This is a genomic window from Pseudomonas sp. 18175 (assembly GCF_050432925.1).
Taxonomy (GTDB): Bacteria; Pseudomonadota; Gammaproteobacteria; order Pseudomonadales; family Pseudomonadaceae; genus Aquipseudomonas.
This window is the reverse complement of the sequence record NZ_JBKFTO010000027.1, coordinates 1-20,954: the sequence shown is the minus strand read 5'-3', so window position 1 is coordinate 20,954 and position 20,954 is coordinate 1. Positions and strand designations below refer to the sequence as shown.

At 61.1% G+C, this 20,954-nt stretch carries 17 protein-coding genes and 1 pseudogene; 8 read left to right on the top strand and 10 right to left on the bottom strand.

The features are described from left to right. Positions 1-188: 188 nt before the first annotated feature. The 3 genes from ACLD1Y_RS26885 to ACLD1Y_RS26875 form a co-directional block, all read right to left on the bottom strand. The gene (locus ACLD1Y_RS26885; protein ID WP_429480743.1) at positions 189-1,538 is read right to left on the bottom strand and encodes a nucleobase:cation symporter-2 family protein; all 1,350 of its coding nucleotides are present in this window, start codon (positions 1,536-1,538) and stop codon (positions 189-191) included. 195 nt (positions 1,539-1,733) lie between these two features. Further along, the gene (locus ACLD1Y_RS26880) at positions 1,734-3,017 is read right to left on the bottom strand and encodes a urate hydroxylase PuuD (protein WP_429480742.1); all 1,284 of its coding nucleotides are present in this window, start codon (positions 3,015-3,017) and stop codon (positions 1,734-1,736) included. Between the two features lie 51 nt (positions 3,018-3,068). Then, positions 3,069-3,572, bottom strand: coding sequence for an ureidoglycolate lyase (locus tag ACLD1Y_RS26875; RefSeq protein ID WP_105694926.1), 504 nt, complete (start codon positions 3,570-3,572; stop codon positions 3,069-3,071). A gap of 9 nt (positions 3,573-3,581) precedes the next feature. Between ACLD1Y_RS26875 and ACLD1Y_RS26870 the strand changes: the two are divergent. Further along, a pseudogene (locus ACLD1Y_RS26870) lies at positions 3,582-3,731 on the top strand (allantoicase); the annotation flags it as partial. A 116-nt stretch (positions 3,732-3,847) separates the two neighbouring features. On the opposite strand, the gene alc reads toward ACLD1Y_RS26870, so the two are convergent. From alc to puuE, 3 genes are read right to left on the bottom strand one after another with little or no spacing between them, the layout of a single operon-like run. Next, positions 3,848-4,843 carry an allantoicase gene (gene alc, locus ACLD1Y_RS26865; protein WP_429480741.1) on the bottom strand — a complete coding sequence of 332 codons (996 nt, stop codon included), beginning with the start codon at positions 4,841-4,843 and terminating at the stop codon, positions 3,848-3,850. A gap of 41 nt (positions 4,844-4,884) precedes the next feature. Continuing rightward, positions 4,885-5,400: a 2-oxo-4-hydroxy-4-carboxy-5-ureidoimidazoline decarboxylase gene (uraD, locus tag ACLD1Y_RS26860; protein WP_429480740.1), complete on the bottom strand. Its 516-nt coding sequence runs from the start codon at positions 5,398-5,400 to the stop codon at positions 4,885-4,887. After that, positions 5,397-6,323 (bottom strand): allantoinase PuuE, encoded by a 927-nt coding sequence (gene puuE / locus ACLD1Y_RS26855; protein ID WP_429480739.1) that lies wholly within the window; start codon positions 6,321-6,323, stop codon positions 5,397-5,399. Before puuE ends, uraD begins: the two co-directional genes overlap by 4 nt. Positions 6,324-6,668: 345 nt before the next feature. Between puuE and uraH the strand changes: the two genes are divergently transcribed. Both uraH and ACLD1Y_RS26845 read left to right on the top strand, forming a co-directional pair. Beyond that, complete coding sequence (gene uraH, locus ACLD1Y_RS26850) at positions 6,669-7,022, top strand: hydroxyisourate hydrolase (protein WP_038847464.1); 354 nt, start codon at positions 6,669-6,671, stop codon at positions 7,020-7,022. A gap of 144 nt (positions 7,023-7,166) precedes the next feature. Next, on the top strand, positions 7,167-12,374 hold the full coding sequence (locus ACLD1Y_RS26845; RefSeq protein ID WP_429480738.1) for a dermonecrotic toxin domain-containing protein: 5,208 nt from the start codon (positions 7,167-7,169) through the stop codon (positions 12,372-12,374). Here ACLD1Y_RS26845 and ACLD1Y_RS26840 read toward each other — a convergent pair. The 3 genes from ACLD1Y_RS26840 to ACLD1Y_RS26830 all read right to left on the bottom strand — a co-directional run bounded on the left by ACLD1Y_RS26840 (position 12,313) and on the right by ACLD1Y_RS26830 (position 14,986). After that, positions 12,313-12,939, bottom strand: a complete 627-nt coding sequence (locus ACLD1Y_RS26840) for a LysE family translocator (protein ID WP_429480737.1) — start codon at positions 12,937-12,939, stop codon at positions 12,313-12,315. The genes ACLD1Y_RS26845 and ACLD1Y_RS26840 overlap by 62 nt on opposite strands. Before the next feature lie 14 nt (positions 12,940-12,953). Then, complete coding sequence (locus ACLD1Y_RS26835) at positions 12,954-14,300, bottom strand: NCS2 family permease (protein WP_429480736.1); 1,347 nt, start codon at positions 14,298-14,300, stop codon at positions 12,954-12,956. A gap of 251 nt (positions 14,301-14,551) precedes the next feature. Continuing rightward, positions 14,552-14,986, bottom strand: coding sequence for a MarR family winged helix-turn-helix transcriptional regulator (locus tag ACLD1Y_RS26830; RefSeq protein WP_429480735.1), 435 nt, complete (start codon positions 14,984-14,986; stop codon positions 14,552-14,554). Between the two features lie 81 nt (positions 14,987-15,067). On the opposite strand from ACLD1Y_RS26830, the gene ACLD1Y_RS26825 reads away from it, so the two are divergent. Then, a complete protein-coding gene (locus ACLD1Y_RS26825) occupies positions 15,068-16,234 on the top strand; it encodes a PLP-dependent aminotransferase family protein (RefSeq protein WP_429480734.1) in 1,167 nt (388 codons plus the stop codon). A gap of 10 nt (positions 16,235-16,244) precedes the next feature. Next, positions 16,245-16,847 (top strand): glutathione S-transferase family protein, encoded by a 603-nt coding sequence (locus ACLD1Y_RS26820; RefSeq protein ID WP_429480733.1) that lies wholly within the window; start codon positions 16,245-16,247, stop codon positions 16,845-16,847. A 105-nt stretch (positions 16,848-16,952) separates the two neighbouring features. Here the strand turns inward: ACLD1Y_RS26820 and ACLD1Y_RS26815 are convergent, their stop codons facing one another. Next, positions 16,953-17,849 carry a LysR family transcriptional regulator gene (locus ACLD1Y_RS26815; RefSeq protein WP_429480732.1) on the bottom strand — a complete coding sequence of 299 codons (897 nt, stop codon included), beginning with the start codon at positions 17,847-17,849 and terminating at the stop codon, positions 16,953-16,955. Positions 17,850-17,960: 111 nt separating this feature from the next. Here ACLD1Y_RS26815 and ACLD1Y_RS26810 point away from each other — a divergent pair, with 111 nt between their 5' ends. The 3 genes from ACLD1Y_RS26810 to ACLD1Y_RS26800 are packed head-to-tail and all read left to right on the top strand — an operon-like array spanning position 17,961 to position 20,891. Next, complete coding sequence (locus tag ACLD1Y_RS26810) at positions 17,961-19,253, top strand: CitMHS family transporter (protein ID WP_124529506.1); 1,293 nt, start codon at positions 17,961-17,963, stop codon at positions 19,251-19,253. Position 19,254: 1 nt separating this feature from the next. Continuing rightward, positions 19,255-20,577: an acyclic terpene utilization AtuA family protein gene (locus ACLD1Y_RS26805; RefSeq protein WP_429480731.1), complete on the top strand. Its 1,323-nt coding sequence runs from the start codon at positions 19,255-19,257 to the stop codon at positions 20,575-20,577. Then, complete coding sequence (locus tag ACLD1Y_RS26800; protein WP_429480730.1) at positions 20,574-20,891, top strand: AtuA-related protein; 318 nt, start codon at positions 20,574-20,576, stop codon at positions 20,889-20,891. Before ACLD1Y_RS26805 ends, ACLD1Y_RS26800 begins: the two co-directional genes overlap by 4 nt. Positions 20,892-20,954: the final 63 nt, after the last annotated feature.

The following is a 20,954-nucleotide window of genomic DNA, read 5'->3' as shown; positions in this document are numbered from 1 at the left end:
GCGCTCTGGTGTGGCGCCTTTGGGTTCGCTGAAAAACTCGTCTGATTGGTCAGCTTTATAGCTACAGCAAAAGCCGCGCCAAGGCGGTGAAAACACCGTCGATTCAAGCGGGCGCGGAGAATACTGGCTCCCACGTCTGGGCTCAAGTGCGCCGTTACAGCGCGCACAGGGCGACAATGGGGCAGGCGTCAGGTGTGGGCGTGCTCGACTGCCGGTCGTTCAGCGCCACCGAGGATGTTGAACAGCACATTCAGCGACAGCGCGCTGAGGGTGGCCATGGCGATGCCGCTGTGGGTGATCGGGCTCATCCACAGCGGCAGTTGGGCGAAGAACTCCGGGCGCACCACGGGGATCAGGCCCATGCCGATGCTGACCGCGACCAGCAACTGGTTGCGGCGGTCGGCGATATCGGCTTCCTGGAGGATCTTGATGCCGGTGGCCGCCACCATGCCGAACATGGCAATGGCTGCACCGCCGAGCACCGCTGGAGGAATCGATGCCACCAGGTAGGCGGCTTTGGGGAGCAGGCTGAGCACGATCAGAAACGCGCCAGCCATGATCGTCACCGATCGGCAACGCACGCCGGTCATCTGCACCAGGCCGATGTTCTGGGCGAAGGAGGAGTGGGTGAAGGTGTTGAAGAACCCGGCAACGAACGATGCGCCCGCATCACACAGCAAGCCACGGCGCAGCATTTTCGGGGTGACGTCCTGGCCGGTGATCTTGCCCAGGGCCAGGAACATCCCGGTGGACTCGACAAAGATGATCACCACCACCAGGCACATCGACAAGATCGGCGCCAACTCGAACTTGGGCATGCCGAAGTGCAGCGGCGTCACCACCTGCACCCACGGCGCTTGGGCCAGGCCGCTGAGGTCGACCATGCCGAGCAGGCCGCACAGCACGTAGCCCAGGCCCATGCCGATCAGCACCGAGATATTCACCCAGAAGCCACGCATAAAGCGGTTGATCAGCAGGATGGTGCCCAGCACCAAGGCGGCAATGGCCAGGTAGATCGGCGACCCAAACGTGGCCGCCGCGCTGCCGCCACCGGCCCAGTTGACGGCCACCGGAAACAGCGACAGGCCAATGGCAGTAATCACCGTGCCGGTCACCAGAGGAGGGAAGAAGCGCACCACCTTGGACATGAACGGCGCGATGAGCATGCCGAAGAACCCGGCGGCGATGGTCGCCCCGAAGATCCCCTGCAAACCGATACCGGGCATGCCGGCCATGGCGACCATGCTGCCGACGGCGGCGAAACTGGCGCCCATCATCACCGGCATGCGAATGCCCACCGGACCGATGCCGAACGACTGCACCATGGTGGCGATGCCGGCCACCAGCAGGTCGGCGTTGATCAAAAAGGCGATTTCTTCACGGCTGAGCCCGGCGGCCTGGCCAATGATCAGGGGCACGGCGACTGCGCCGCCGTACATCAGCAAGACGTGTTGCAGGCCTACCAGAATCAGTTGCAAGAGGGGCAGCCGCACCATGGCGGGTGCGGCAGGAATCTGCGGTTCGGCTAACTCGGTCATGCAACACCTCGGATCTTTTTTATTGTTGTGTTGTTTGGCATTCAATTGCCATTTGGAGCGCAATCTTTCAAACACTGCCAATCCCCTGTGGGAGCGGGCTTGCTCGCGAATGCGGTCGTTCAGTCAATGCTTGGTTGAATGACACACCGCATTCGCGAGCAAGCCCGCTCCCACATGTGGACCTGCGTCAGGCTGTTAGTTGGTACGGGCTCCCTGATTGATCCAAGTACCAATCAAATCCCGCTCCTGCTGGGTCATCTGGGTGATGTTGCCCAACGGCATGATCTGGCTCGCCACGGCTTGCGCCTGAATACGCGCCGCTTGCTGCTGGATCTGCGCCGCGGTGTCGAACATCACACCCGCCGGTGCGGTGCTGAACAACGGGCTGGTGGGCTTGGCCGAGTGGCACACGGCGCAGCGTTCCTGGATGACCCCGTGCACTTTGTCGAAATCAATCGTGGCCTGGGCGGGTGCTGGTTCAGCCGCTGGAGCGGCGGGTGCGGCGGGTTTCAAACCACCACCCACTGCGGTTTCCGGCAACGGTTGGTACTCAATGGCCGCTGGTGCCTTGGCCACTTCTGCCACGGGTTTGGGGCCCGTCACGTAGGCCAGGCTGATCATCGCCAACGCGCCAACCGGCAAGGTCCATGCGTACTTCTGACTGTTGTGCCGGGTGTTGAAGTAGTGGCGCACCAACACCGCCGCCACCGCGATACCCGCCAGGATCAGCCAGTTGTATTGGCTGCCGTAGGTGCTCGGGAAGTGGTTGCTGATCATGATGAACAGCACCGGCAAGGTGAAGTAGTTGTTGTGGCGCGAACGCAGCAAGCCCTTGGCCGGCAGTGCCGGGTCTGGCGTGCGGTTCTCGGCAATCGCCGCCACCAGTGCGCGTTGCGCCGGCATGATAATGCGGAACACGTTGCCCACCATGATGGTGCCGATCACCGCACCTACATGCAGGTAGGCGCCACGGCCGCTGAACACTTTGCTGAAACCGTACGCGGCGGCAATCAACAGCACGAACAGGATGAACCCGAGCAGGGCAGGGCGTTTGCCCAGGGCCGAGTCACACAGGAAGGAGTAGATGAACCAGCCGGCGAACAGTGAGCCAATGCCCAGCAATACGCCTTCCGGACCACTGAGGCTGCTGCCGGGGGCGAGCAGGTACAGCGTCGGGTTCCAGTAGAACACCACGCACAGCAGCGCAATGCCCGACATCCAGGTGAAATAGGCTTCCCATTTGAACCAGTGCAGGTTGTCCGGCATGGTCGGCGGGGCCAGTTTGTATTTTTCCAGGTGGTAGATGCCGCCACCGTGGATCGCCCACAAGTCACCGGCCAGGCCGCTCTTGGGGTTGACGCGATTAAGGTTGTTTTCCAGCCAGACGAAGTAGAAAGAAGCGCCGATCCACGCGACGCCCGTGATCATGTGAACCCAGCGCACGCTAAGGTTCAGCCATTCCATCAAATGTGCTTCCACAGTCTTTACCTCTCGCCTGTCACCCTTGTTGTCGGGTGATCAAGCCTTCTCTTATTGGTGGGGGGCGAGGATCAACCGCTCATCCTCTTTGAAAAAATGCTCATCGCAGTTATTGCCTGTGCCACTGCGATCAACCACCAGGAAGTCATCCCGCTTTTCGATCGTCAGCACCGGGTGGTGCCAGACGCCGCGATGGTAATTAATGCCCTGCCTGCCGTTGGTGACGAAGGCGCGGACCAAGCCCGATACAGGTTCATCGCCAAGTGGCGCGACCACGATCAGAAAGGGGTTGCCGAGCAGCGGGATGAAAGCCTGGCTGCCCAGCGGGTGTCTCTCCAGCATGCACACGGTCAGCGGCATGTCCTGCGCGTCGGCGCGGAAAATGCTGATGATGGCGTGGTCTTCCGGCTTAGCGGTTTCGACCGTGGCCAATTTGTGAAAGCGCATGGTCGACCCGTTGTTGATCATGAAGTGATCGCTGCCATCGGTTTCGATAACGTCTCCGAAAGGGGCGAAGGCTTCTTTGGTCAGGGGTTCGATCACTAGTGTGCGCATGGCTGTNAACTGCTGCCGGCACAGAAGCTGGAAATGCACGCTGAACACAGCTTCGCCGAGCAGATCAAGGCACTGGGCCCGATTACCCACATCCGCCTGAATGTGTTCCCGGATGGTGGTGTGAGCCGCCTGCGCGTCCTCGGCAAGGTCGCTAAATAAGCGGTGAACCCTGTGGCGAGGGAGCTTGCTCCCGCTGGGCTGCGTAGCGGCCCCAAAATCTTGGGAGCGCTTCGCACTCCAGCGGGAGCAAGCTCCCTCGCCACAGGGTTCACCGCTTATTTAGCGACCTTGCCGAGGACGCGCAGGCGGCTCACACCACCATCCGGGAACACATTCAGGCGGATGTGGGTAATCGGGCCCAGTGCCTTGATCTGCTCGGCGAAGCTGTGTTCAGCGTGCATTTCCAGCTTCTGTGCCGGCAGCAGTTCGCGCCAGAACAGCGATTGGGTTTCGATCTGGCTGTCGGTGCCGCCTTTCACGAATGCGGCCTGGATCGAACAGGTGTCCGGGTAGTTGCCCTTGAAGTGCAGGGTGTCGACGATGATCTTCTCGATCTCGCCCGGATGGCCCAGCGCCACGATCACCCAGTCATTGCCCGGTGTACGGCGACGTGCGGTTTCCCAGCCGTCGCCCATGTTGATGCCACGGCCCGGGTTGAGGATGTTGCTCATGCGGCCGAAGTGTTCGTCGGAGCACGCCAGGGCACGGCCGCCGTTCAAGGCCGAAGCCAGGTCGACTTGTTCGTTGTCGCCCACTGCAGACCAGTCGCGGAACGGAATGCCGTACACACGCAGACGGGCCACGCCGCCATCCGGGTAGATGTTGAAACGCAGGTGGCTGAACGCCTCGGCGTTGTTGATCTCGTGGTAGTGGTGGCTGTTGCCTTGCAACTCGACCGCCGACAGCACTTCCACCCACTGGGTGTTCTCGTCAGGGTCGCCCGAGGCCAGGAAGCAAGCTTCCAGGGAGGCCGATGGTGGGAAGTTGCCGGTGAAGAATGAAGTGTCGATGTCCACGCCTTTGATCGAACCCGGTACGCCCAGGCGGATCACCGCGCTGTCGTAGCCTTCAAAGCGCTTGCGGCGCGACTCCCAGCCGTCCATCCACTTGCCGTTGTCATCGAAAACGCCCTCCTTCCACACGGCCGGGGTCGGCTGGAACAGGCGGTTGGCGTCGGCGAACCAGTCGTCGGTCACCGACAGGATCTTGGTGCCCAGGCGGGCGTCGGCCAGGTTGACGAACTTCTCGAACGGTAGGAGTTGCGCTTTCATTCTTCTTGTCTGCCTTGAATAGAGTGGCTGGGGATGGTCGTTTAGAGGGTCAGTAAACGGAACAACGCGATCTTGTTGATCTCGGCCAGTGCGCATTTGAACTCGGCTTCCACCGAGTTGTGGATGCGCGTTTCGAACGCGGCCAGGATCTGGTGCCGGTTGCTGCCTTTTACCGCCATGATGAAGGGAAACTTGAACTTGGCCTTGTAGGCATCGTTCAGCTCGGTGAAGCGAGAAAACTCTTCGGCCGTGCATTGGTGAATCCCCGCGCCAGCTTGCTCATCGGTGCTGGCTTGGGTCAGTTGGCCCTGGACGGCCGCACGGCCTGCCAGGTCCGGGTGAGCGTTGATCAGGGCCAGTTGGCTGGCGTGATCGGCGCTCAACAGGATGTCGCTCATGCGCTGGTGCAGGGTCTCGATCTCGTCGATCGAAGGGTCCTGGCCCAGGTCGAAGGCCTTTTCGGCCACCCATGGCGAATGTTCGTAGATATCGGCGAAGGCTGCGACGAATTCGTCGCGGCTCAAGGTCGAAGGTTTGAGGGTCTTGAAGGCAGTCATTTGGCCGCTCCCTTGAACGGGTGGGTTGCATGCCAGTGACGGGCAATGTCGACACGGCGGGTAAACCACACCTGTTCGTGGCCTTTGGCGTATTCGATAAAGCGCTTCAACGAGGCCAGGCGTGCAGGGCGGCCGATCAGGCGGCAGTGCAGGCCGATGGAGAGCATTTTCGGGGCATCGCTGCCTTCGGCGTAGAGCACGTCGAACGCGTCTTTGAGGTATTCGAAAAAGTCATCGCCCTTGTTGAAGCCCTGCACCTGGGTGAAGCGCATATCGTTGGTGTCCAGGGTGTAGGGGATCACTAGGTGCGGCTTGCCGGTGGGGTTGTTGGGCTCCCAGTAGGGCAGGTCGTCGTCGTAGGTGTCGCAGTCGTAGAGAAAGCCACCTTCCTCCATCACCAGCCGCCGGGTGTTGGGGCCGGTGCGCCCGGTGTACCAGCCCAGTGGGCGCTCGCCGGTCAGCTCGGTGAGGATGCGGATCGCTTCGAGCATATGCTCGCGTTCCTGGGCCTCGTCCATGTATTGGTAGTCGATCCAGCGGTAGCCGTGGCTGCAGATCTCATGGCCGGCCTCGACCATGGCGCGGATCACATCCGGGTGGCGCTGGGCGGCCATGGCCACGGCGAAGATGGTCAGCGGAATGTCGAATTCCTTGAACAGCTTGAGGACGCGCCACACGCCGGCACGGCTGCCGTATTCGTACAGCGACTCCATGCTCATGTTGCGTGCGCCTTGCAGCGGCTGGGCCGAGACCATCTCAGAAAGGAAGGCTTCGGACTCTTTGTCGCCGTGCAGGATATTGCGTTCGCCACCTTCTTCGTAGTTGAGTACAAAAGACAGCGCAATGCGCGCCTTGCCCGGCCAGTGGGGGTGAGGAGGGTTACTGCCGTAACCGATCAGGTCGCGTGGGTAGTCAGCGCTCACTGCAGTCTTCCTTCTTGTTCGTCGTGTTAGCGATGAGTGATTGTATACAACTTATCGCGAACTTTGTAAGCCTACATTTCTGCATTTTTTCTGCAGGCCTCTGTGCAAAGGGTGTAGCAAGAAACTTGCCTGGTTGGTCAGCTAATGGACAAAAGGTCGTTTAAAAGCAAGGATTACAGGTCAACCGCCTGATCAAGCAATATGGCTGAGGTGATCAAAAGGTTTGTGATTTTTATTGTGTACAATTTTTTTAAAAAGTGTCTTAATCAGCCATCGCCGGCTTTTTCACTGCCCTGAAAAAGTGCGGATCTCTCTTCTACTGACTTCGGGAGGCGCGTAGACGCCATGGGACGTTTGACCACACACGTTTTGGACGCCGCGCACGGCTGCCCTGGCAGCGCAATCAAGGTTGAGCTGTACCGCGTCGAAGGCGCGCAGCTGGAACTGGTTGCCACCACCCTGACCAACAGCGACGGCCGTTGCGACGCGCCACTGCTGCAAGGCGATGATTACCGCAGCGGCGTGTACCAGCTGCAATTCAGCGCCGGCGACTACTACCGCGCCCGTGGCGTGCAGTTGCCGGAACCTGCCTTTCTCGATGTGGTGGTGCTGCGTTTCGGCATCAGCGCCGAACAGGATCACTACCATGTGCCCCTACTGATTTCGCCCTACAGCTACTCCACCTATCGCGGTAGCTAGCGTCACCTCGCTTCACACCCCCAAAGCTCTTCGTTGGTTTTTTGCCCGCCCACACTGCGGGCTTTTTTTCGTCTGGCAACTATGTAGCGCACGGGTAAAAGCGTGAGTACCTAGGCTCGGGTTTTCAGCCCTGAAGATGCCGCCATGAGCCCAGACACGCCAGATCCTATTCCGTCAGCCTTTGATTTCGACGACCCTGCCGTCACCCGGGACGAGCGACTGGCAGCAATTCGCGCACAGTTGACACGGCGCATCAATACCGCACCTTATCCCTCACGCACGCTTAACCAGTTGCATGCCGCTCACGCCCGCCGCACTCAAGCCACAAAGCAGTTGGGAAACCTGGCAGGGCGGGCGCCACGGATTTTGTCGGTGATTCGCCACGCCTTGCTTGAGGCTTTCGCCCTCGACCCCGAGACCCTGCTGTTCAGCGAACCGCCACCGCCCCAGCCGGCCCGCATCGTCAACAGCTTGACCGACAGGGCCCTGGCGCTGTTCAGCGACCCGGGCGTGCCACTGAACCTCCATCACTTCACTGCCTTGAGCCTCAAGGACGACCCCGGCCGCGCACTGCCGTTCAATGCCACGCAGGTGCTGGCACGCGTCAGCCAACTAAGTTTGGCGACGCGCATCAACCAGGCCATGACGGACTATTGGCAGCACTTGGCCCATGGCTCCTGGCTGTCGCGTCGGGAGCGCTGGGTGGAACTGCACAAGGACTTGTTCGCCGACCAGGCTTTCCTGGCGCACCAGGTGTTTGAGCTGTCGGATGCCGGCTACGCCATGGCCAGGCAACTGGTGGATGCGCCCAGCGTCGCGGCGCGTCACCGTGCCGGTGGGGCCTGGGCCACGTTGCAGGTAAGGAGCGTGGCATGGCCCCATGTGGGCGTCGGGGAGCTAGCGATTCCGGGGGCGTTGCATCTCTACCGGGAAGGCGCGTCGGATGGGGTGCAGGTCATTTACCTGCCGGGATTGCAGCGCACCCTTCATGAGTTCTGTTCCTGGCACCAGATGCAGGCCGAGTTGCCCGCGCGCGTGCAGGCGTCTTTGTTGAGTGAGTTATGGCAGTACTTGCCGTACCAGCGTCAGGGGCGCCCGGCAGTGCAGCTTGGCGCAACGCTCACGCAAGACGCCCTGGCCCACAGCGCAAACGCCGTGTTGGACGGCCAATGGCATAACGAATGGGCCAGTGTGCTGTCGCTCAACTACGCTGAACCGCCGGCTCAAGGGGCGCCGTTGCCGAGCCAGCGGGGCGCGCGGTTACTGCGGTTTATCGAAAAGGGTCGCAGACGCCTGGGCAATGGCCTGCCGTTCGCGTCCAGCCTGGATGAGCTGCTGGCGTGGGACCGGCAACGGCGCCAGGCGCAAATTCTGTTGGCCAGCCTGTCCCCCGATCTGCCGCGCAATCATTGTCAGCAGCAAGTACAACGCTATGAAACCGGCTTGGCGGCGCTGTGGTTGCGCAACGACCCGACTCAGGAGAGTGAGGCTTATCAGGCGTTTGTACAGCTTGAAAAAGAGCGCCAAGGCCACGCCGAGATCATCAGCCGCTTGGCCGACGGTGCGCCGCAGCGGTTATTTGAGGTGGGTTTCTGGCGCGAACGCGGCGACGCTCAGCGCAAACGCGCAACGCAGGTATTGAACGCCCAGCGCCGGGCTTGGCGTTTGGAGGCGCAGCTTGAGCACCGGCTCAAGTTGATCCAGCAGACGCACCTGGAGCGGCTGCTGGAGGTGCTCAACCAACCTTTGGCGGCGCAACGTGGCAGCAGCGATTCCCGTGTGTTGCAGGTCGCCGTGGGTAACGGCGCGCATACCCGTTACCGCCTGATGGGGGCCTTTGTGGTTACCACTGTGCGTGCCCGGGCCGAACCGAGCCAGGCCCAGCCTGTCGTCCTGGTGGTCGGTGGCAGCTTCGGCGGGTTGGTGGTGTTTGAGTCCCTGGATGACTTGTCCCGGAGCCTGCGGGCCAGCTTCGCCAGCCGTGACGGTTCGGTGTTGTGGCGCTGTATCGGCCGTGATGTGCGCGCCGCCGCACGGTTTGCCCTGGCCAGGTCGGTGCAGGTGGACTACAGCGTCGTTGACCATGATGTGTTGTATGAAGATCTCAAGGAGGTGATCGAGCACCACGCGCGCCTGAATAAGCTGTTGGATCAGCCCGCCCGCGTGTTCAGCGAAGTGCGTGACCCGACGTTGGGTCGCCTGTTGCTGGCCGAAGAGTTGCGTGAACGCTTGCAGGTGCCGACCAACGAGGCACGCACCGTGGCCCTGAGCAACCTGGACTTTGTACGCTTCGCGGCGGCGCGGGCGAAAACCCAGCCGGCTTGGCTTGCAACGGCCACGGTGGTCCAGCGAGAAATCTACACACGCCTGCAACGCCGCTATCTGTCCAGTGCCAGGGCCCTGGAGAGCCGCCTCTGGCAAGTGCTGCCGCAGCTGTATGGGTTTGCACGCAACGTGCTGATTGCGCAGCTCACACAGGATGGCTTCTACCCGCAACTGGATATCGACCAGCCTTTGCTGAACATGCCCGATGATGTCGGCGCGCAGTTTTGTGGCTGGTCGAGCCAGTGCGCGCCGGGTGACCGTCACGTCAAAATGTCCCCCAGCCCTGAACGCACAACGTTCAGCCTGCTGGAGCTGGCCCTGCATAATCTTGATCCCCAGGCGCCCTGGACCGAATGGCGATTCAACCGGGCACGCTACCTGATGCCGGCCTGGAAAGACCGTTTGACCCCACGTTACCTGGTCAAAACCTTGTCGGCGCTGGACATTGGTGGCCAGTACAACGCGTTGATCCGACGTGCGTTTCATCCTGCCTCCCGCGAGCTTTCCCGCCCGCTGATCGACCGAGCCACACAGCAACTGGCACAGGTGCAGGTGTATTCGGCGGCCAGGCAAGGGCTCTCCGCGCTTGGCCAAAGCCTGTTCACCACGGCCATGGCCGCCCGCTCGCAAGCCGACCTGAACCTGCACGGTCATCAGCTCAGCCTGGGCTTTGTACGCCTGTGCGGACACACGATGGCGCACGACCGGCACCTGGCTGGCGTGCTGATCATCAGCGATCAAGTCTCGCGGCGCTGCCTGGTGTACTGGCCCGCCGCGCTGGACCATCCAGTGTTGGCCGAACACGCCAGCCTGGAATTGGCCAGGGCCGCCTTGAACCGGGCCGGTGCCTCGGCCGAAAACATCAAGGCGCTGGCGCAGCGGGTCGCGCCGGGCTGGGAGGATGACGCCTTATCCAGTTATCCAGGGCAGGGCCTGCTGGCGAAAAAAACGCCGATGCGTTTGTCCCGAGTCGTACCCGCGCAAGTCACCGGTTATGCCGTGCTCAAGGTGTACGAGGCGATCCGTCGGTTTGTACGCAGCTTCAAGATCAAGCACACCTTGCCCGCCGCCGACTTGGCTGCCATCGAAGCGCAGATCAAGGAGCAAATCGACGCCGAACCCACGGCCTGGCTGGACATTGTCCCCACGTCCCACTGCGATGCGCAGGCCCTGTTTGCCCATGCGCGCATGCTTGAGGTGCAACAGCGTGCGCACGCCCGGGCCACTTCCGGTGCGACGCTGGCGCAGTACCGTGAGCAACGCCTGGGTGAGCAATGGGATGCCACGGTACGCGGCCTTTTATCGTTTATCCCGGTGATCGGCGTGGGCATCAGCTTGTATGAAATGCTGCTGGCCGCCCGCCGCTACCACCTAAGCGGCAGGCCCGAAGATGCAGTGGATGTCGCGTTTTTGACGCTGATGGCGTTTGTCGATGTGTTGACTTCGTTTATTCCCGCCGCCAGGAGCGGCAGGTCCGGTGGATTGCGCAGAGGCTTGAATCAGTTGCATCGTCGCGGCGTGCACTTGTCTCGATTACCGCCGGCGCCGCGCCCTGCGGCGTTGTTGGAGCGCTTCAGGAAACCGTTTTCCACCGTGGATGCCATCCCCTTGAAAGGGCCGGGAGAGAAGGGCGTTTACGTGAAAAACGCTGAGCTGTTTGTGGTTGACGGTGACCATCACTACCCGGTGTATCGACGCGGGGATGAGCCGTCGCTGCGGGTTAAAAACCCAGGCGGCGAAGCCGAGGGGGAACTGGTGTTGTCGATCCACGAAGATCGCGAGTGGTCGCTGGGCGCGGATGCCCCGCCGCCCTCGCCGCAGCCTGGGCCGAGTTCCGCCATTTGGCGACCGTTTCCAGCGGTGGGCGGCACTGATTGGGCGCCGCCTTCGCGCGTTGCGCTGGAGCAGCGGATGCGTCAAACCGTCCTCCCGTCCCAGGCTTTTCAGTCGTGGGCCATCGACACGCCGATGACGTTGCTGGAGGCGATTCCGGAGCGTGGCATCTATGAGGTGTCCGTGCCGCCGCCTGTGCAGCGCTATCGGGTGGTACAGCACGGGGGGCGCCACTACCGCGTGTTGCCCGAGGGTTCGGATGTGTCTTCGCACGATCTGATTTTCATCATCCGCGACCGCCCCCTGGAGCACGCCGCGTCACTGGATCTGGCCTTCTGGCTGGAAGCCGGCATGTTCGATCAACCCATACCGGCGACCTTTGCAGGCCATGGTCCCTGGACGTTTCACCGACCGTTGTTCAGCGAGTCATTGCGCGTTTCGCTGGCCAGGGCCTTCCCGTCGATGACCGCCAATAGCCGTACGTTCCTGATCGAGCGACTGCTTGAACTGTCTGACCGCAGCCGCCCTCTCACCGCCACACACCTGCTGCACCTCAAGGCGACCCTGGAAAAGTGGCTGGAGCCTGCAGCTATTGGGCAGACCGATGACTTGCTGAAGTTGCTGCGCCCTCATCACAGTAACGCCACCGCCAGCATTTACATCGGCCATGAGCCCACAACGCCAGGCTTCGATCGCGTGGACTTTACGTTGCGCCAGCTCCCCGAGACGTCGCTGCGTGATCCCACCCAGTACAACCTGAGCGAGCGCTCCCGCGTGATGCAGCATGCCGTGCGGGACATATTGGTGCAGCAGGGTTTTGTCGTGCGCAGCCTGGAAAAGCGAGCGGGCTCGGGCGCCGCCGTGGATTTCAGTTGTACCCATCCGCAATCCGACAACTTGTATTACGTGTTGATGCGTTGGGCCCGTACCGCCAAGGTCAAACTGCAGGCGGCGCGCGGGATGCAACTGAGCGATGAGTGGTTCACCTATCGAATCGGCGCGTGGAAATATGCCAGTGAGTTTGCACCGATCAAACACGCCATGGACGAAGGCCGGCTGGTGAAAATCGTGGCGGGCATCCAATGGACACCTACCGCGGCTCCCACCGTGTATTTCGTCAAGTTCGGCAGCCTTAAATCCGTAGCAAGGCCGCGCCGCCGGCGCCCGCAAAAAGTGCCGCGCTTACCCGATTGAACCAACCCTGGCCCTTGCCGCTGCGCAGGTAACGCGCAGCGCCGTGGGCACTCAAGCCATAGAACAATTTGCACAGCAGGTCGAGGATGGTCCAGGTGGCGATCATGATCAGCAGTTGCGGCAAGAATGCCTGCTCACTGTGGAGAAATTGCGGCAGGAAGGCGGCAAAAAACAGGATGTCCTTGGGGTTGCTGGCGCCCAGCACAAACGCCCGGCCGAACAGTGCACGAAAACGCGGAGTCGGCGCGCTGTAGGGCACTTCTGCCGCCTTGGCCGGTTGCCGCGATTGCTGCCAGCTTTGCCAGGCCAGGTAGAACAGGTACGCCGCGCCCACCACCTTCAAGGCGCTGAACAGCTGTTCCGACGCCAGCAGCAGAGCGCCCAGGCCCAGGGTCGAGGCGCTGAGCAAACAGATCGAGGCAAACACCCCACCGAGAAACGCTGGATACGAGCGACGCAGGCCGTAATTGAGGCTGTTGCTGATCATCAACAGCGACAACGGGCCAGGGATCAGGATAACGATCAGTGCAGCGCCGCTGAACAGTAGCCAGGTTTCCAGGTTCATCATGTGCTCCGTTTTTATAGAAATATGAATTTGGCGATAAAGATCGCGCACAGCACCCACAGGCTCACAGAGATCTCGCGGTACTTGCCGGTACCCGCCTTGAGCGCCACATAGGTGATAAAGCCCAGGGCGATACCGTCGGCGACCGAGAAGGTCAGCGGCATCATGATTGCGGTCACGATCGCCGGAATGCTGTCGGTGGCCTCATCCCAATTGATGTGGGCCATGCTCGCCATCATCAGCATCGCGACGTAGATCAACGCACCGGCCGTGGCGTACGCCGGGATCATGCCGGCCAACGGTGCAAAAAACATCGCGGCCACAAACAGCACGCCCACGGTTACGGCGGTCAGCCCGGTACGGCCACCCGCCGCAACACCGGCGGCGCTTTCCACGTAGCTTGTCACGGGAGGTACACCGACCATTGCGCCGAATACGCTCGAAGCGCTGTCAGCCTTCAACGCACGGGACAGGTTATCGATCTTGCCATCGGCATTCACCAGCCCGGCCCGTTGTGCGACGCCCATCAGTGTACCTGCGGTGTCGAACATGTGTACAAAAAGAAAGGCAAAAACAACACTTATCATGCTGACATTGAATACACCTTTCACATCCATCGCCATCCAGGTCGGCGCCAGGCTGGGCGGGGTCGACATAATCCCGTTGTAATGCACCAAGTCCAGGCTCCAACCGACGAGGGTCACGGCGATGATGCTGATGAGGATTGCGCCGAATACGCGGTGGTAGCTGAGGATGGCGATCAGCAAAAAGCACACCGCCGCCAGCAGCGGCGCCGGCTCATGCAGCGAACCGAGCTTGATCAGCGTGGCCGGACTGTCGACGATGATGCCGGCGGTTTTCAAGCCAATCACGCCGAGAAACAAACCAACCCCTGCACCCATGGCATGGCGCAGGCTCACCGGAATGCTGTTGAGCAACCATTCACGCACCCGCGACAGCGTCAGGCCCATGAACAGCACGCCCGAGATAAACACCGCACCCAGCGCGGTTTCCCAGGTGTAGCCCATGGTGCCGACCACGGTGTAGGTGAAAAACGCATTCAAGCCCATGCCCGGCGCCAGGCCCACCGGCCAGTTGGCATACAGGCCCATCAGCAGGCAACCGAGCGCGGCGGCGATGCAGGTGGCGACGAACGCCGCGCCGTGGTCGATGCCGGCGTCGGCCATGATGTTGGGGTTGACGAAGATGATGTAGGCCATGGTGATGAAGGTGGTGAGGCCGGCGATCAGCTCGGTCTTCACTGTGGTGCCGTGCAAGCTGAGTTTGAACAGGCGTTCCAGCCAGCCGTTGCGGGTGGGTTGGAGGTCCAGGGGTGAGGCTTCGGATTTGCGGCTATCCACAGCGAGTACTCCTCAAGCATTTTATTGTTATGGCCGGCACGTGGGCGCCGTGAGGTACTGGCGGGTTTTGTTGACCAATAGGTCAGGAACTCGCACGAGGCGAATTATGCTTTTGTATACAAATAAAGCAAATAATGTTTTCTCATATGTGCGCGATGTAGGAGCGAGCTTGCTCGCGAAAATCGTTAACGATAACGCGCTAAACCTGACACCCCGCGGCGCCCTCAGGTGTTTCGCGAGCAAGCTCGCTCCTACAGTTTTTCGCAGAGGGCCTGGTTAACGGCCAGCCATCCGGCCACCGCTTCTTCACCGGCCTCGCTGAACGCCCGTTGCAGCAACTTCACCTGTTCACGACGCAGCGACTGCTCGAAACGCAGGCCTTCTTCGCTCAGCTCCAGCAGGCGTTTGCGCTTGTCGGTCTCGGACGCAACGCTGTTCACCAGGTGCATTTCCTGCAATTGGCGCAGCGGCATGTTCAGTGCCTGCTTGCTCACGCCAAGCAATTCCAGCAGTTGCTTCACGCTCAGGGCCGGGTAGCGCGCGATAAAAAATACGATGCGCTGGTGCACCCGGCTCAGGCCGCGGCGCTCAAGCATTTCGTCGGCTTTGGCGGTAAACGCCTGGTAACCGAAGAAGAACGCTTCCATGGCTTGTTGCTGAGCGGTCTGGTTTTTAAGGTCAAGCATGTTGACGTATCCGTGGAAGTTGTCGTAATTTCGGTCAACCAGTTTGACGTATTTCCCACAGTCTTTGCTACCGGTGACCCCATGGCCTTCTCTGAACGTGTTACGCGCCTCAAAAGCTCTTTGATCCGTGAAATCCTCGCGGCAGCCCAGCGTCCGCAAGTGATGTCGTTCGCCGGCGGCCTGCCGGCCGAAGCCATGTTGCCGGCGCTGAACTGGGATGACATGCCGCTGAACATCGGCCAATACGGCATGAGCGAAGGCGAACCACAACTGCGCGAGTTGCTCGCTGCCGAGGCCCGCGCCCTGGGCGTGCCGTGCCAGGCCAGCCAGGTGCTGGTGGTCAGTGGCTCCCAGCAAACCCTGGACCTGGCGGCCAAGTTGTATATCGACAAAGGCACGCAGATCCTGCTGGAAGGCCCGACTTATCTTGCCGCCTTGCAGATATTCCAACTGTTCGGCGCCGAGTGCCTCACCGTGCAACTGGAAGCTGACGGCCCGGACCTGGCCGCGTTGCGTACCAACCTGGAACGCCACCGCCCGGCGTTCATCTACCTGATCCCCACGTTCCAGAACCCCTCTGCGGTGCGCTACAGCGAAGCCAAGCGCGAAGCCGTCGCCGCCTTGCTCGATGAGTTCGGCGTGACCTTGATCGAAGACGAGCCCTACCGCGAATTGACCTTCGACGGCGCCAGCGCCCAACCCATTGCCGGGCGCCTGAAAAAAGCCAGTTGGATCTACACCGGCACCGTCTCCAAGACCTTGTTGCCAGGCTTGCGTGTCGGCTACCTGATCGCCAGCCCCGACCTGTTCCCGCACCTGCTCAAGCTCAAGCAATCGGCCGACCTGCACACCAACCGTGTCGGTCAATGGCAGGCAATGCAGTGGATCGGCACGCAAAAATACCAGCAGCACCTGGTCGAGCTGCGCAGTTTTTACCGTGAGCGGCGCGACGCTTTCCAATGCGCGCTGCAGCGTCATTTCAGCGAACTGGCCGACTGGCAAGTACCCCAGGGCGGATTATTCTTCTGGCTGACCTTGAAACAGCCGCTGGACACCCGCACCTTGTTGGCTCCATCGCTCGATCAAGACGTCGCGTTCATGCCCGGTGAACCATTCTTTTCCGAGCCGGACCAACACCTGGGTTCGTTGCGCCTCAATTTCAGCCACATCGACCCGGCCCGCCTGGACGAAGGCCTCAAGCGCCTGGCCACGGTGGTCCGTCAAGCACAGCACGCGCAAGCGGCATAAGGGGAGCCCCATGTACAAGGTTTATGGCGATTACAAATCGGGCAACTGCTACAAGATCAAATTGATGCTCAACCTGTTGGGCATGCCCTACCAATGGGTTGATGTGGACATCCTCAACGGCGACACCCAGACCGCCGAATTCCTGGCCAAGAACCCCAACGGCAAGATCCCGGTACTGGAGTTGGAAGACGGCACTTGCCTGTGGGAATCAAACGCGATCCTCAACTTCCTGGCCGATGGCAGCGAGTTCTTGCCGACTGAGCCGCGCTTGCGCACCCAAGTGCTGCAATGGCAGTTCTTCGAGCAGTACAGCCATGAGCCGTACATCGCAGTGGCGCGGTTTATCCAGTTCTACCTGAACATGCCGGAAGATCGCCTAGAGGAATACAAAACCTGCCATAAGCGCGGCTACAAGGCGTTGAAGGTGATGGAGCGCCAGTTGCAGGCCACGCCGTACCTGGTGGGTGAGCAGTATTCGATTGCCGATATTGCGTTGTATGCCTATACCCATGTGGCCCATGAGGGTGGGTTTGATCTGGCGCCGTACCCGGCGGTGCAGGCGTGGTTGGCACGGGTGGCTAGCCATCCCAAGCATGTGCCGATGCTGGATTGATAACCTGATTCAAAATGTGGGAGCGGGCTTGCTCGCGAATGCGGTGTATCAGTCAACTTGTACGTGTCTGATACACTGCTTTCGCGAGCAAGCCCGCTCCCACATTTAGCTCTGTGCAGTGTCAGAGAGTTCTTCACTGAGCAGATCGAAGCAGCGCTGCGCCGCCGGGCTCAGCCCCATCCCGCTACGGCTGATCAACCCAATCTCGCGGTTCACCCCCGGATGATCAATCGTGATCCGCTGCAACCCCTTCAAACTGTCCGCCGCCGACTCCGGCAGCACGCTGATCCCCAACCCCTGGCGCACCAACGCCAACACCGTCGACATGTAGTTGGCCTCCATCCCTGGGTTCCTCGTCAGCCGCGTTTCATCGAACAACGCATCCACTTGTTCACGCACGCTGCTGTCACGGCCGGTGAGGATGATCGGTTGGTCTGCCAATTGTTCCAATGTCAGTTGGCGATGGCGGGTAAGGGGATGATCCAGCGGCACAAAGGCACACAGGCGATCATTGAGCACCGGCACAAACTCCAGGCCATGACTGAGGCGTGCGCGTACGCCGATGCCGAAATCCACCTCGCCGGAACGTACTTGGGCATGAATGCGATGGGCCACCAGGTCATGCAGGCGCACCTCGATGCCGGCAAAACGTTCACGAAACAGGCGCAGCACGGGCGGCAGGCTACCGGCGCAGACGGAGGGCAGGGCGGCGACAGTGACCACGCCCCGGCGCAACGCGGCCAGGTCGCGGGAGCCGGTGACGATGTTGTCCAGGTCCAGCAGCAGTTTTTCCATGGGGCCACGGGCGTCCTGGCCAGCGGCGGTGATGCTCACATGGCGTGGGCTGCGGTCGAGGAGCGCGACGCCGAGCCAGTCTTCCAGTTGTTGTACCTGCACCGTCAGCGCGGAAGGTGACAGGTGCAGCTCGCTGGCTGCCTTGGTGAAACTGCCCGTACGGGCTACCGCCAGAAACGCCTGAATGTGTTGGATACTGTTTTTCATTTTGTTTTTCCGAACACTAACCGGTGAATATTCCAATTTACAAAGACTAACCCGCTTCCAATACTCCAGGGAAAACAATAACCGGCCTACAAGGCCGCTCTGGAGTAACCCATGCTCGCTACCCTGGGTGTCATTACCATCCTGTGCCTGCTCGCTGCCGTCATGAGCAAACGCCTCTCGCCACTGGTGGCCCTGATCGCCTTGCCGATCATCGCCGCGCTGCTCGGCGGGTTCGGCCTGCAAACCAGTGCCTTCATCATTACCGGCATCAAGAACGTCGCCCCGGTGGTGGGCATGTTTGTCTTTGCCATCCTGTTTTTCGGGATCATGACCGATGCCGGCATGCTCGACCCCATCATTGATCGCATCCTGCGCACGGTAGGGACGCGTCCTACACGCATTGTTGTGGGCACCGCGACCCTGGCGCTGCTGGTGCACCTGGATGGCTCCGGCGCAGTGACCTTTCTGGTGACGGTGCCGGCGATGCTGCCGCTGTATACGCGGTTGGGCATCGACAAACGCATCCTTGCCTGTGTCTGCGCGATGGCCGCCGGGGTTAATTTCCTGCCTTGGACCGGCCCGGTGCTACGTTCGTCTGCCGCCCTGCATGTACCGGTGGCCGACCTGTTCCAGCCATTGATTCCGGTGCAGATCGTTGGCCTGATCTTCGTGTTTGCCTGCGCCTGGTGGCTGGGCCGGCGCGAAGAAAAACGCCTGGGCCTGGGCGCCGGCTCGACCGTGGATGCGATGCCGCAACGGGTACTGAGTGATGACGACATCAAGCTGCGCCGCCCACGGCTGTTCTGGGTCAACCTGATTCTGACCGTGCTGGTAATGGTGGTGATGATCGCCGGCTGGGTCGACCCGGTGGTGATGTTTATGCTCGGCACCGTGGTGGCGTTGTGCATCAACTACCCCAACGTGGACGCCCAGCGTGCCCGTATCGATGCCCACGCCAAAACCGCGTTGACCATGGCCAGCATCCTGCTCGCCGCCGGGGTGTTCACCGGCATCATGCAAGGCACCGGCATGCTCAAGGCGATTGCCGAAGTGGCGGTGGCGCAGATTCCCGCCGGCCACGGCAAGTTGATCCCAGCGGTGGTGGGCTTTATTTCCATGCCGCTGAGCATGCTGTTTGACCCCGATTCCTACTATTTCGGCGTGATGCCGGTGATCGCCGAAGTGGGCAAAGCCCTGGGCGTCGACCCGCTGCAAGTGGCCCAGGCCTCATTACTGGGTGTACACACCACCGGTTTCCCGGTCAGCCCGCTGACCCCCGCGACCTTCCTGTTGGTGGGCCTGTGCAAGATCGAGCTCGCCGATCACCAGCGCTTCACCATTCCGTTTCTGTTTGCCGCGTCGGTGTTGATGACCCTGACTGCGTTGCTGTTGGGAGTGATTTGAGATGAAAACCTTGCGCATCGGTTCTGGCGCCGGCTATTCCGGCGACCGTATCGAACCTGCTGTGGAACTGGCCGAACAGGGCGATTTGGATTACCTGGTGTTCGAATGCTTGGCTGAACGCACGATAGCTTTGGCGCAACAGGCGCGTATCACTGATCCACAGGGAGGTTATGACCCACTGCTCAGTGAGCGCATGCGCCGGGTGTTGCCGTTTGTGGGAGCCAAGGGCCAGCGCCGTTTGCGGGTGATCACTAATATGGGCGCGGCTAACCCGGTGGCGGCAGCCGCCGAAGTGCGGCGTATTGCCAGCGAGTTGGGCCTGGAACTCAAGGTGGTCGCCGTGGTGGGCGACGACGTGTTGACGGTGCTAGAACCCGAGTTTTTGTTGGATAACGGCCAGACCGTGGGCTCCCTGGGGCAACGGTTGATCTCCGCGAATGCCTATATGGGGGTTGATGGCATTCTCGACGCCTTGCGCGCCGATGCCGATGTAGTGATCACCGGGCGCGTGGCCGACCCGTCGCTGTTCCTGGCGCCGCAGATGTTTGAGTTTGGCTGGGCCACCGACGATTGGCAGCGCTTGGGGCGCGGTACGTTGGTGGGGCATTTGCTCGAATGTGCTGGACAAGTCAGCGGCGGTTATTTTGCCGATCCGGGCTTCAAGGATGTGGATGACTTGGCGCGCCTGGGTTTCCCGCTGGCTGAGATCGATGCTGAGGGCGAGGCCGTTATCACCAAGGTGGCCGGCTCGGGTGGGCGGGTCAGCCGTGCCACCTGCACCGAACAACTGATCTACGAAGTGCATGACCCGGCGGCGTATTTGACCCCGGATGTGACGGCGGACTTTTCCCGCGTGGGCTTTATCGAAGAAGGCATTGATCGTGTACGTGCCCACGGTGCGGACGGCCAAGCGCGCCCCGCGCAGTTGAAGGTCAGTGTGGGTTATTTGGATGGTTGGATTGGCGAGGGGCAGATGTCCTACGGCGGCCCTGGTGCCGTCGCACGGGCGCAGTTGGCGCGGGCTGTCGTCCTCAAGCGCCTGGAACTGATGGGCGTGCGGATGCAGGACGTGCGCGCCGAACTGATCGGCATGGACTCGCTCCACGGCCCGCGCAGCAGTGTGGAACCCTGGGAAGTGCGCTTGCGGGTGGCGGCCCGCTGTGAAGACCGCCATGAAGCCGTGCGGGTTGGCAACGAAGTGGAAACCCTCTACACCAATGGCCCATCCGGCGGTGGCGGCGCGAGTAAGAGTGTGCGGCAGGTGGTGGCGGTGGCGTCGCTGTTGCTACCGCGTGATGTGGTCAACCCGAGGATCCAAGCATGAAGTTGCAGATGCTGGCCCATTCCCGCACCGGGGATAAGGGCGATACGTCGAACATTTCGATCATTGCGTATCGGGCGCAGGATTATCCGTTGCTGTGTGAACAGCTCACCGCAGAGCGCGTGGCCGCGTTTTTTGCCGGTTTGCTGGAGCAAGGGGCCGAGGTGCGGCGTTATGAGCTGCCGAATGTGCAGGCGTTGAACTTTGTGTTGCCGGGGATCTTGCGGGGAGGGGTGACCCGTTCGCTGGCGCTGGATGCCCATGGCAAGTGCCTGGGTTCGGCGTTACTGGATCTTGACCTGGTAATACAAAACTAAATGTGGGAGCGGGCTTGCTCGCGAATGCGGTGTGTCAGTCAAAGATATTTCAACTGACATACC